This is a genomic window from Streptomyces sp. NPDC016851 (genome assembly GCF_055562795.1).
In genome coordinates, this window is the sequence record NZ_JBVHEP010000001.1 from 458683 (window position 1) to 470061 (window position 11379).

9 protein-coding genes and 1 pseudogene are annotated in these 11379 nt (G+C 66.4%); 5 read left to right on the forward strand and 5 right to left on the reverse strand.

The features are described from left to right. Positions 1–7 precede the first annotated feature (7 nt). The 3 genes from ACZ3I3_RS02135 to ACZ3I3_RS02145 are packed head-to-tail and all read left to right on the forward strand — an operon-like array spanning position 8 to position 5803. Positions 8–2794, forward strand: coding sequence for a Z1 domain-containing protein (locus ACZ3I3_RS02135; RefSeq protein WP_467361812.1), 2787 nt, complete (start codon positions 8–10; stop codon positions 2792–2794). Further along, complete coding sequence (locus ACZ3I3_RS02140; RefSeq protein ID WP_467361813.1) at positions 2791–3801, forward strand: PD-(D/E)XK motif protein; 1011 nt, start codon at positions 2791–2793, stop codon at positions 3799–3801. The genes ACZ3I3_RS02135 and ACZ3I3_RS02140 overlap by 4 nt, the downstream gene beginning before the upstream one ends. Further along, positions 3794–5803, forward strand: coding sequence for an AIPR family protein (locus ACZ3I3_RS02145; RefSeq protein WP_467361814.1), 2010 nt, complete (start codon positions 3794–3796; stop codon positions 5801–5803). The genes ACZ3I3_RS02140 and ACZ3I3_RS02145 overlap by 8 nt, the downstream gene beginning before the upstream one ends. A gap of 18 nt (positions 5804–5821) precedes the next feature. Here ACZ3I3_RS02145 and ACZ3I3_RS02150 read toward each other — a convergent pair whose 3' ends face one another. After that, positions 5822–5953: a hypothetical protein gene (locus tag ACZ3I3_RS02150; protein WP_467361815.1), complete on the reverse strand. Its 132-nt coding sequence runs from the start codon at positions 5951–5953 to the stop codon at positions 5822–5824. 113 nt (positions 5954–6066) lie between these two features. On the opposite strand from ACZ3I3_RS02150, the gene ACZ3I3_RS02155 reads away from it, so the two are divergent. Further along, positions 6067–6504: a very short patch repair endonuclease gene (locus ACZ3I3_RS02155; protein WP_467361817.1), complete on the forward strand. Its 438-nt coding sequence runs from the start codon at positions 6067–6069 to the stop codon at positions 6502–6504. Between the two features lie 24 nt (positions 6505–6528). Here the strand turns inward: ACZ3I3_RS02155 and dcm are convergent, their stop codons facing one another. Then, positions 6529–8493, reverse strand: a complete 1965-nt coding sequence (gene dcm / locus ACZ3I3_RS02160) for a DNA (cytosine-5-)-methyltransferase (RefSeq protein ID WP_467361818.1) — start codon at positions 8491–8493, stop codon at positions 6529–6531. A gap of 524 nt (positions 8494–9017) precedes the next feature. Between dcm and ACZ3I3_RS02165 the strand changes: the two are divergent. Next, positions 9018–9386 (forward strand): annotated as a pseudogene (locus ACZ3I3_RS02165) (ATP-binding protein); the annotation flags it as partial. A 17-nt stretch (positions 9387–9403) separates the two neighbouring features. On the opposite strand, the gene ACZ3I3_RS02170 reads toward ACZ3I3_RS02165, so the two are convergent. The 3 genes from ACZ3I3_RS02170 to ACZ3I3_RS02180 all read right to left on the reverse strand — a co-directional run bounded on the left by ACZ3I3_RS02170 (position 9404) and on the right by ACZ3I3_RS02180 (position 11313). Continuing rightward, positions 9404–9817 carry a transposase gene (locus ACZ3I3_RS02170; RefSeq protein ID WP_467361819.1) on the reverse strand — a complete coding sequence of 138 codons (414 nt, stop codon included), beginning with the start codon at positions 9815–9817 and terminating at the stop codon, positions 9404–9406. A 360-nt stretch (positions 9818–10177) separates the two neighbouring features. Next, on the reverse strand, positions 10178–11095 hold the full coding sequence (locus ACZ3I3_RS02175; RefSeq protein ID WP_467361821.1) for an aKG-HExxH-type peptide beta-hydroxylase: 918 nt from the start codon (positions 11093–11095) through the stop codon (positions 10178–10180). 56 nt (positions 11096–11151) lie between these two features. Next, on the reverse strand, positions 11152–11313 hold the full coding sequence (locus ACZ3I3_RS02180; protein ID WP_467361823.1) for a hypothetical protein: 162 nt from the start codon (positions 11311–11313) through the stop codon (positions 11152–11154). Positions 11314–11379: the final 66 nt, after the last annotated feature.

Here is an 11379-nt window from a genome sequence, read left to right on the forward strand (position 1 = left end):
GTCAGCTGTGAGTTCCACCCCTGAGGACTCCCTCGAGTCCCTTGCCAAAGCCAGGCGCTTGGTTCTCGCCTTGCTGTCCCAGGACCGCCAGCCGACTCCGGAAGAGGTACAGAACGCGGTCACCGTCATCTTCGGGATGTTGGCCGGCCAAGGGGAGGTTCTCGACCGAGACCTGCTGGCCAAGGAGATCGAGGCCATAACCGCCGTGTTCCAGGAGGGCTCCTCCGGTCTGGAGAGCGACAGGGGACACGAGCCGTGGCTGCCGGAGGCGAAGAACGACCGCGAGTGGGACTTCTGGGAGCGCTACCGGCGCTACCTCGAGGACGTCCGTAGCCTGCCCCCGGTCGTCGTGCGTCGGCTGGACCAGAGCACGGACGAGGTCCTGAGCCAGTTGGAGGACCCGCGTCGCATCGGCTCCTGGCGCCGGACCGGCCTCGTGATCGGGCAGGTTCAGTCGGGCAAGACAGGGCAGTACATCGGGCTCGCCGCGAAGGCCGTGGACGCGGGATACCAGTTCGTGGTGATCCTGGCCGGAATCCACAACGACCTCCGCAGCCAGACGCAACTGCGTGTCGACGAGGGCCTTCTGGGTTTCGACACACAGCACCAGCAGCGGTCCAACCAGAACGGGAAGTCCCGACTCATGGGTGCTGGGCGGATGCCCGGCGCCAAGAGGCTCGACATCGCGTCGCCCACCAACAGCTCCGAGAAGGGCGACTTCGGTCGTCAGGCGGCCAACGCGGTCAACTTCCCCCTCGGTCGGTTCCCGGTCGTCCTAGTCGTGAAGAAGCACTGGAAGATCCTCGAGTACCTGCGTACCTGGGTGACGGAGGTCCAAGGCACCGAGGACGAGACCGGCCGCAAGGTCGTGCGTGACATCCCGCTGTTCGTCATCGACGACGAGGCCGACAACGCCTCCATCAACACCAAGCGGGACCCTGACGCGGATCCGACGAAGACCAACGCCGCGATCCGAGACCTCATGCAGAGTTTCGAGAAGTCGGCCTACGTCGGGTACACCGCGACGCCCTACGCCAACATCTACATCGATCCCGATGTAGACCACGCCGACCTCGGCGCCGACCTCTTTCCCGACAGCTTCATCCGGACCCTGCCCTCACCATCCAACTACCTCGGTCCGGAGCGGGTCTTCGGACTCCAGGTCGACAACGATGACGAGGACGACGTGCCCCCGTTGCCGCTCGTGCGTCCCGTGGACGACGCCGAGAGCTGGGTTCCGAGCAAGCACAAGTCCGCCTTCGTGCCGTCCGACGACCTACCCCAGTCCCTGCGTGAGGCGATCGCCTCGTTCGTGCTCTCGTGTGCCGCTCGCAGGGCGCGGGGGCAGACGAAGGTGCACAACTCCATGCTGGTGCACGTCACCCGCTTCACCGCGGTCCAGGGGATCGTTCGTGACCAAGTGGCCGACCATCTGGGCCTTCTCGTGGACTCGCTCCGTGACCGGTACGGGCAGGCTCCAGAGCGGATGGCAGAGCTCCAAGCCCTGTGGGAGCGCGACTTCGTCCCCACCACGGACCACTTCCCCGCGGACGAGGCCGAGCCCTTGACCTGGGAGGAGGTGGCCCCACAGGTCATGCCAGCCCTGCGCAAGATCGTGGTCAAGACGGTGAACGGCGCCTCACGTGACGCGCTCGACTACTACGAGCACCGTAGGACCGGTCTCTCCGTCATCGCCATCGGAGGTCAGAAACTCTCCCGAGGACTCACCCTGGAAGGGCTGACCGTCAGCTACTACCTGCGTACGTCCAACACCTACGACACCCTGCTGCAGATGGGCCGGTGGTTCGGATTCCGCCCGGGGTACGAGGACCTGTGCCGTCTCTACACGACGTCCGACCTCCAGGCCAAGTACGTCGAGGTGACCGCCGCGACCGACGAACTGCGCCGTGAGGTGGAGGAAATGGCCGCGCTCAACCTCACCCCGAGGAACTTCGGGCTGAAGGTACGTGCCTCCTCGCTCGGCCTCGCGATCACAGCCACCAACAAGATGCGCCAGGGTACGAAGGTCATGCTCAGTTACTCCGGCGAGGGCCCGGAGACCGTGATCTTCAACCTTGCTCAGAAGACCGTTGACCAAAACCTCAAGGCACTTGAGGACTTCGTCCAGCGGCTCGACGGCGTCGCGGCGGCCGAGTCGAAGGTTTCGGGCGGCAATGTCGCGTGGAAGTCGGTGCCTTCCGAGGTGATCGCCGACTTCCTCTCCAGCTACGAGACCGACCGCATGGCGCAGCGCGTCCGTCCCAGGTTCATCGCGAAGTACATCGACCAGTGCGTGGCGGTGGGCGAACTGCCTGAGTGGACGGTGCACCTGGTCGGCAAGGCCGCGGCACAGGATCCGCAGAACGTCGCCGGACACACCATCGGGCCGGTGACCCGCGCGGCGATCAACCCCGGTTTCAGGACGGAGGGGCGCTACACGATCCGCCGGGTACTCAGTCCGCCCGACGAGTACCTCGACCTCGAACCGGCCCAGGTGAAGGCCGCTCTCGACGCCACGCAGATGGCCGCGGTGATGAAGAAGAAGGAGAAGGTTCCCCAGACCCCCTCGGGCGAGCACCTGCGCTGGCAGAGGAGGCCCGACCAGGCCCTGCTGCTGATCTACCTGATCGAGCGGCCGGCGGCCTCTCCGGACGGTGAGGCAGAACCGCCTCTGGTGGGCTTCAAGGTGAGCTTCCCCCGCTCCGAGCACCAGTCCGACACGGAGTACGTCGTCAACACCATCTGGCAGCAGGAGGGCCTCGACGCCTTCGACGACGAGGAGGGCGGGGAATGACCGTCACCGAGGCCGAGTGGCGTGACCTGGAGACCCCCCAGATCACGCCCGGTAGGTCCCGGCTTCGGCTGCACCCGAACGCTCCTCTGGACGTCTTCCTGTCCGTCACCCACCCTGGCCACCAACGCATGTTGGTCCTCAGGACCGACGCCCGCTCCGCGGACCACATCGTGCGCTCGGTGGGGCGGCTGCCGCGTGCGGCCGGACTGGAGATGAACCTGAGCGCGGTGTCGCGGCTCGAGTACGAACTCCAGGTGGTCCTGACCGCGAACGAACTGCGTGAGGTTTTCAACCCGCTCGTCACCGACGTTGCCGACACCGTCAGGGACGCCCCCGAGGCCGCTGCCGCCCTGACCGCCGCCGTGGACAGGTTCGAGCGGTGGCAGGACCTCCTGCGCTCCGTAAGTAGGGACGGCTTGGCGCCCGAGGCGCGCCGCGGCCTCGTTGGCGAGCTCCTCGTACTCCGAGAGCACGTCCTGCCCGCTGTCGACCCGGCTGATGCAGTGGAGGCGTGGACTGGTCCGAGCGGAGCCAACCAGGACTTCCAGCTACCCGAGGTGGCGATCGAGGCGAAGGCCAGCACCGCCAAGCGTCCGCGGAGCATCCGTATCGCCAGCGAGCGGCAGCTGGACGGCACCGGCACGCCCGCGCTGCTGCTGGCACTGGCGATGCTCGACGAACGGCGTGGTGGATCGGGCGAGAGTCTGAACCGGCTGGTCGAACGCATACGCGAGCGGCTCACCAGCTTCGCTGACCGGGCTGAGTTCGATGGGCGTCTCGTCCAAGCCGGATACCTTCCCGGACAGCGAGACATGTACGACGAGCCCCGCTACACCCTTCGCGACCTGCACTTCTGGCATGTGCGGGGGGATTTTCCGAGAATCGTCGAAGCGGATCTCGCGGCAGGTGTCGGCGACTGCACTTACCACGTGAGTACCTCGGGGCTGGATGCGTACCGCGCCACGACCGACGAGGTGACCGAACTGATCGGGGGCTTGCATGCCTGAGCTCGACCTGTCCGAGTACTCCCGCGATCTCGTGGCAGACGTCCAGGCGACCGCCGACGCAGAGGGAACCAATCCCCCGGAGGCGTTCACCCGCCGGGTCTTCGAAGACCTGGAGCAGGCGGGCATCGCTTCCAACACCTTCACCGCTTACCACAAGGCGCAAGGGCATCTGGTCCACGGATATGGCATCGGGGAGTCCGGGGAGTGCCTCGACCTGTTCGTCACGGACTTCACCCTGGACCCCTCGCAGTCCAAGCTCACGAAGAGCCAGACCGAGACGGCCTTCAAGCGGCTGCTGACGTTCGTAAAACGGTGCCGGGACGGGCTGCGTCAGCACATCGACGAGTCCTTCGACGTCTACGACATGTGCGCGGCGGTCGAGAAGGCCCTCACCGAGGTACAGAGGATCCGGCTCTTCCTCCTCAGTAACCGTGTCGGCACCAGCACCGTGGTTCCGCCCACCGACTTCGACGGTCTCCCCGTGACCCACGAGGTGTGGGACCTGGCGCGGCTGCACCGCCATGCGACGTCCGGCAGCATCAGCGAGCCCATCGTGGTCTCCTTCGAACCTCCGCTGCCGTGCGTCTCCGCGCCCAGCAGCGAGTCGGACCACTCGGTGGCCATGGCAGTCATCCCGGGGCGGAGACTGGCCGAGCTGTACGGGGAGTACGGCACCCGACTCCTCGAACTCAACGTCCGCTCGTTCCTGCAGGCCCGTGGCTCGGTGAACCGGGGAATCAGGGAGACGCTCCTGAGTGCGCCCGGCAGGTTCCTGGCGTACAACAACGGCATCACGGCGACCGCCTCGCAGGTCGACTTCGTGCACGGCCCGGACGGACAGCCGACAGGCATTTCCCGTGTTCACGGACTCCAAGTGGTGAACGGTGGCCAGACGACGGCGTCACTGCACTACGCGCAGAGCCGCGACAAGGCGGATCTCTCGCATGTGTCGGTACAGATGAAACTGACGGAGGTGTCCCCCGAGCGGCTCGCGGAGATCGTCCCGATGATCTCCGAGTACTCGAACACACAGAACCGGGTGACGCTGGTCGACTTCAGTTCGAACCACGAGTACCACGTGGCCGTCCAGCGGATCACGCGATCCCTTTGGGCGCCGGCGACCGACGGGAGCGGTCAGGAGACTCACTGGTTCTACGAGCGTGCACGCGGCCAGTACACCGACGAGGTGGCCAAGGCCCGGACCCCCGCGAAGCAGCGCACCTTCAAGAAGCTCAACCCTACGAGGCAGAAGTTCACGAAGGCGGACCTCGCCAAGTACGTCAACTCCTGGAACCACCTTCCGTTCCAGGTCAGTCGTGGAGCGCAGAAGAATTTCGCGGCGTTCATGGTCCGCATCGACGAGGCGCCCCCTCACGTCGACGTGCAGTACTGCCAACGCGTGATCGCGATGGCTGTTCTGTTCAAAGCGGTCGACCGCATCGCGGCGACCCACGATGCAGGCAGTTACAAGAGCATGATCACGACCTACACGGTGGCACGCCTGTCCCTCGCCACGGACCGGCGCATCGACCTCGACCGGATCTGGCGTGAACAGCGGATCTCGCCGGCTCTCGAAGACGCGATCGACGACCTGTGTCCTCGGGTCATGGCGGTGGTGACCAATCCACGCGAGGGTAACCACGTCGGCGAATGGGCCAAGAAGCCCAGCTGCTGGGACGCGGTTTCCAGGGTTCGCTGGACCGTCCCCCGCGACCTGCAGTCGGAGCTCCGCGAGCACCCCTTGGACGAGGAGGCACTCGCGGGCGGCACCGATGGCGACGAGAGGGCCGGGGACGCGGTGACGATGGTCCCTGCGGAAGAGTGGTATGCGCTCGAGCGCTGGGCCAAGGAGACCCACAACCTCGAACCCGCGCAGCGTCAGCTGGCCCAGTACGTCGGAAGGCGTCTCGAACTAGACCAAGAGGTCCCCGAGCCGCAGGCGGTGCAGGCCCTGCACGCTCGCAACGAGGCCCTGTCCCTCGGGTTCACCCCGGGGGCGTAGACGACGCCCCTCCGACGGTCAGAGCTGCCCCCACTCGATCAGGTCCCTCATCGCGTTCTCGGCGCGGCGGAGCACGATCCGCCCGTCTCCGTCACTGAACGCGATGAGGGCGGCCTCCGGCGCGATGCCCGCCCCCGCTAGCAGGCTCATGGGGAGTTCGATCCGGCCCTGGCTGTCGATCCGGAGTTCAGATGGTTCCCTAAGCGTGGGGAGAGTGGGGCACCCTCCCCACGCCCAGATCTGCCGACGGCGGGACAACGAGCATGGCAACGGGAGACGACACGGCGGGCACCGGTTGGGTCAGCACCGAGAAGAGCGGTCACCTGCGCGGGCGGCGCGTACGTGACACCGCTCCGGAGGTCGCTCTCCGACGCGCCGTGCACCGGCTCGGGCTGAGGTTCCGACTTCAGCGCCGGGTGGCTGCCCGCTGCAGAGCGGACTTCGTCCTGCCCAGGTACCGCGTCGCCGTCTTCGTCGACGGGTGCTTCTGGCATGGCTGCCCAGTACACGGGCCTGCGGACTTCCGAGCCCCGCTGTGGAGGGAGAAGATCGAGACGAACAGAGCGCGGGACCTCCGCAACACCGAGGCGGCCAAGTCGGAGAACTGGACCGTGCTCCGCGTTTGGGAGTGCGAGATCCGCACCGATGTCGAGCAGGCCGCGCTCAGGGTGTACGAAGCCTGCACCGGGCAGCCCTCTTGATCGCCATCCTCCAGCCCGCTCCCCCTACGTCGCGGTCTGTTTCCTCTCTCCGCGCTCCCTGACCTGTGATTCCCCGTTGCCCTTTGTGGTCACTGAGACGTCTGATGCGTCGGACTTCCGCTTGCAGTGTTTACTCAGCGGGCATTCGGAGCACATCGGTTCACGCGCGCTGCAGACCGTGTTGCTGATGAGACGCAGCGCCGCCATCCGGAGCGGTGCGTCCTCGCCCCCGGCGCCCACGAGCCTTACCAGGTTGACCCGGCCGTCACTGAGTCTGTTCGTGCGGTCCGCGTCGCTGTCGTTCAGGCGCGCGGCAACGCGTAGCGCCCCTTGGCCCACCCAGAGGAGGTCCTCGCCCACCAGCAGGCGATAGAGCGACGCTTCGGCCGGCTTGAGGGCGAGGCGCTTGGGAATCTCAAGACGCCTGTTCTCCTGCCAGGCGGCTGAGTCATCGACGAGCGGAGCAAGGCGTTCCAGTCGTGTCCTGATCTTCTCGGAGGGGGCTGCGTCCAAGAGGTTCTGGAACGCCTTGGACGTGAGGGTCTTGCGCCATCTCACGTCCTTCAGGATCTCGTCCAGTTGGGCTGCCGACGGTTTGGCGCCGGAGAGAAGCGCAATCACGGCTGCCGCGAGCTGCGACATCTGCTCGCCGGGGAGGTGGCACCAGTCGTCGCCGTTCCGCCTCTCCCGGGCCCAGGCCACCAGCTCCTCCCTGACCTGCCGCCAATGCGGCTGTAGTCCTCCGAGCTGTGCCTGCACGCCTTCCACGGGTGCGAGTGCCTCGGCTGCTGCCTTGCCCAGCAGCGGTGGCACCGCGTTTCCGATCTGCCGGAAGGCGTCGCTACGGGTGCCGGCGAACCGGAACCAGTCCGGGAACGTCTGCAGCCGGGCCGCCTCACGCACAGTGAGTGTTCGGGGCTCGTCCGGGTGGATGTACCAGTAGCCGTCCTTGGCGATATGCGCAGTGATGGAACGGCTGCGCTCACCCCAGGCCAGCTTCTTGTACTTGTCCGTGAAGTTCTCGGCACTGTAGCGACGGAACTCCTCCGGAATATCCGAGTACAGGGTCTTGGAGTCCATGTGCTCGGAGAAGATCTTCCAGTCGTCGTCTCGGACCCGGCGCGTCATGTGGTCCCAGACAAGCCCCTCCGGGGCGCCCTTACGCATCATCTCCACGAAGGCGGAGGGAGCCTCTGGCATGCGGTAGGGCATCTCTCGTTCACCGACGCGTTTCCTGGGTTGCGGATCGAGGCCGGGAAGGTCGCCGATCGCCTCACGGAGGCTGGTGAAGCCGTCCTGCTTCGGCTGCCAGTCGAAGCGCTCGACGTCGTTCCTCGCGAGCAGGATCAGGCGCTTCCGGTGCTGCGGAACACCGTAGTGCCAGGCGTCGACAAGGCGGACCTGCGTGGCGTACCCAAGATCCTCCAAGTGCTGCTCGATCGTGCGCACCACGAAGAAGTCGTCTCCAAGCCCCATGTCTGGCACGTTCTCCATGAGGATGGCCCGGGGCCTGACACGCGTGACAACGTCCACGTAGGCGCGCCACAGTTCCTTGCGAAGATCCTCCGGGTCCCGCTTGTGGTTCGTCACAAGATCCCGGATCTTGCTGCGTCCCGCGCGGCTGAAGGGCTGGCAGGGAGGCCCGCCTGCGATCAGGTCGATGTCAGCAGTCTTCAGGAGCTCAACCAAGCGGTCACGCTCGTCAGGGTTACCGAGGTCCATGTGGAGACTCATGCCGGGAAAGTTCGCCGCATGGGTCTCCAGAGCGCGCTCGTCGAAGTCGACGGCAGCCGCGACCGTCCAACCCGCCTGCTTCACGCCGTAGCTCAGACCGCCGGCTCCGGAGAAAAGGTCGACGGCGAGCCGCTTGCCCTTACCGTGGGTCTTCAGCCATTTCCGGAAGTCCTCCGGAGAGCAGCTCTCCTCGTGCCGTTCGAGCGGAAGGTAGTCGCTCCGCTCCAGGGGTACGCCGTACTTCCCCTTCTCCACAGCACAACCTCCAACACGCACGAGACGAACGAGCACCAGGAGATCACGGACACGCTCGCGGAAGCAACAATTCCGACGAGGTCGAGCCTCCCGAACACCCGGCATCCACCTGGCTCGATCCGCCAGCGGGCTTCATGATCGGTAAGGTTCGCCCACTGTGTCTTCGAGATGATGTTTCTGGCACACCCTTGAAATGATCGATCGTACGGGATGCCGCCGACAGCTCGATCAGGGGCCTCGCGCACAACCATCCCGTTCCACCCGTTACGCCCCAACGGATCCGCCCGCCAGAAGGCACACCAGAGTGAGTCATTTCCCTGGTTGGCGCCGCTCTGGAGCGGTTTTCAGCCACTCCTGAGCAAGGATGTCCTCAGCCGCACGGCTACGCACGGGCCGTCATCCGCAACGTCGATAGAATCTGCCTCCGTCCCGCCGCGCTGAGGGCTGGACCGAAACGGACCAAAAGTGGGGCCCAGTTGGATGCGGAGGGCACGGAAGCGTATCTCCGGCCGCGCGCGCGGTTGATGAGCACCTTGGGCGAGGAACTGATTAGCAACGAGCGTGTGGTGCTCACCGAACTGGTGAAGAACTCCTACGACGCTGATGCCAGCCTCGTACTGATCCGCTTCAACCCACCGCTCGAGGAGGGTCAAGGCTCGATCGAAGTATGGGACGACGGGCACGGTATGTCCCCGGACACGGTGCGCGGTACCCGGATGGAGATCGCCACTCCGCACAGGCACCGGAACCACCGCAGCGAGTCGGGCGGGCGGCGTGTGCTCGGAGCCAAGGGCATCGGCCGGTTCGCAGCCGCCTGCTTGGCCCATGTCACCACCATCACGACGCGACGTGTCAACGAGCCAGAGGTCACCCTCCGGATCAACTGGAGCAACTTCACGCAGTGTGACGCCTACCTAAACGAGGTTCCGGTCACCTGGTCCACAGCTTCGCCGTCCGTCTTCGCCGTGGGCGGCGAGGCGGAGCGGAACTTCGCCGAGGTCGTCAGGGGGTTCCAGACAGCTTCGGCCGGCGCGGCCGTCGGCTCCGCGTCCCGGCCCAGCTCCTCGCGGACCTGTCCGCGCAGGCGGTCGTGGAACTCCCTGACCAGACCATGGTCACGCCAGCGACGGAAGAACGCATAGACCCGCTCCCATGGCGGGAAGCCCCCGGGCATCGCCCGCCACTTGATCCCGTTGTCGACGAGATACCGGATTGCATCGAGCATCGCCCGGTGGCAGTACGCCTCCGGCTGGCCGCCCCGCCCCCGCAGCCAGCCCGGCACCGGCAGCAGCGGCCGGACTACGGCCCACTCCGCGTCTGTCATGTCCGAGGGGTACCGCCGAACGCGTTCCGGATGATCGGCCGCATTCCCGAACCGGTGAGCGACACAATCACACGTTGGTGCAGCCGAGTTGAACTCCACCGGCGCGAGCACGTACAACTGCGGCAACAGGGTCTCCCAGATCTCGGTTGGCTTCGCAACCTCGAGCTACCAAGAGTCCCTGTTCTCATGCCCGCGGCCAGCTGCGATCACCCGATCGAGACTCTCGTTCGACGCGCACCCCTCAAGATCGGAACGACAACAGCTTCTAAGCCGGTCATACGGAGCCATCTGCACGGCCAACCATCCGAGCTGATCCCCTAGTCGCGGACGAACCGAGGGGGCTCGCCTCCTGCCGAACGCCTACAAGCAGAATGGTGATGCTTCTGATCCCGCTGGACCCACGACCTTGCCGACCGCGCGACCGATCCGTTCACGAATCTCGTGTGCGGTCACGTACGAGAGGGCCTGTTCCATCTGCTCGGTGGCGGCAGCGAACTGGACCGCCTGCTGGCGCAGGTGGGTGTCGAGGAAGGGTACGACGGCGCCCGTGGCGCTGCGCTGCGCCTCCCGTACGTACAGCACGGTGAGGGAGAAGGCCCAGCATGCATGGAGAAATCCGAAGACGGGACGGTCGGTGCCTCGCCAGGGCGAGAAGAAGGTGACGTCCGTGGGGAGGCGCACGTTGTGTGCTGCGAGGGCGTCGTTGAGCCAGTTGTGGGCGGCCTCGTGGATCAGGTCGCGGGCCAGGACCTCGGGGTGAGCGGTGTAGTCGGTGAAGACGGTGCCCGGGAGGCGGGTGATGGCCCAGCTGTGGAGGGTCTCGTCGAGTCGGCGACGGTTGAGCAGGCAGATGACGGGGGCGTGCTGAGCGAGCAGGGTCCCGAAGCCGTGCTCGGTCGCGGAGGTGATGGCGGCACGAACGAGGCCAAGGGCCTCGGGTGGGGCGGGGCTGGTGTCGGGGCCGACGAGGTAGTACGCGGTTTCGGAAATCCGCGAGCGGAGCAGGTCCGCGGTGCGCGGGTTGAGCACGATGTGCGGGCCGGTCGACAGGTGGGTGAGGTCTCCCACCGTCGTACGGCGGTACCAGTCGAGGCGGTCCGCGTCCCGGGCGCGCGCCGCGTGTTCGGCGCCTTCGAGTAGATGGTGGGCCACGGCGTAGTCGAGAGCGGACGAGCCGAGGCAGTTGGCGAGTACGGAGGTGATACGGCTGGTCCGTAGGCGCTGATGGTCAGCGATGCCACCGAGGGCGACCAGGGCTTCCGGGGAGAGAGCGCTCATCTGGGGCTCCAGGGGTCGAACGGGGCCGGACCGGGACGGCCCGGCCCCGTGGCGGGTCAGGACTCGGTGGTGGGCTCTGCGGTGGCGGGCTGCACCGTGGTGGCCAGCCAGGTCTCGGTGGCCGCGTTGGAGGTGTGCGCGGTGGTGCGCACGGGGTCGCTGTCGCGCAGGGACGCGACTGCCTCCAGGAACTCGTCGAATGTCTTGTCTTCTGCCACTGCTCGCTCTCTCCTCTGGTCGGGGCCGTGGGTTGGGGGCGTGGCTGCGGGGCGGGCCGCGGGGGC

Excerpts from the sequence above, each read along its gene's own strand:
- ACZ3I3_RS02140 (WP_467361813.1), top strand. The coding sequence starts at position 2,791 with ATGACCGTCACCGAGGCCGAGTGGCGTGACCTGGAGACCCCCCAGATC.
- ACZ3I3_RS02145 (WP_467361814.1), top strand. The coding sequence starts at position 3,794 with ATGCCTGAGCTCGACCTGTCCGAGTACTCCCGCGATCTCGTGGCAGAC.
- ACZ3I3_RS02150 (WP_467361815.1), bottom strand. The coding sequence starts at position 5,953 with ATGAGCCTGCTAGCGGGGGCGGGCATCGCGCCGGAGGCCGCCCTCATC.
- ACZ3I3_RS02155 (WP_467361817.1), top strand. The coding sequence starts at position 6,067 with ATGGCAACGGGAGACGACACGGCGGGCACCGGTTGGGTCAGCACCGAG.
- ACZ3I3_RS02170 (WP_467361819.1), bottom strand. The coding sequence starts at position 9,817 with ATGACAGACGCGGAGTGGGCCGTAGTCCGGCCGCTGCTGCCGGTGCCG.
- ACZ3I3_RS02175 (WP_467361821.1), bottom strand. The coding sequence starts at position 11,095 with ATGAGCGCTCTCTCCCCGGAAGCCCTGGTCGCCCTCGGTGGCATCGCT.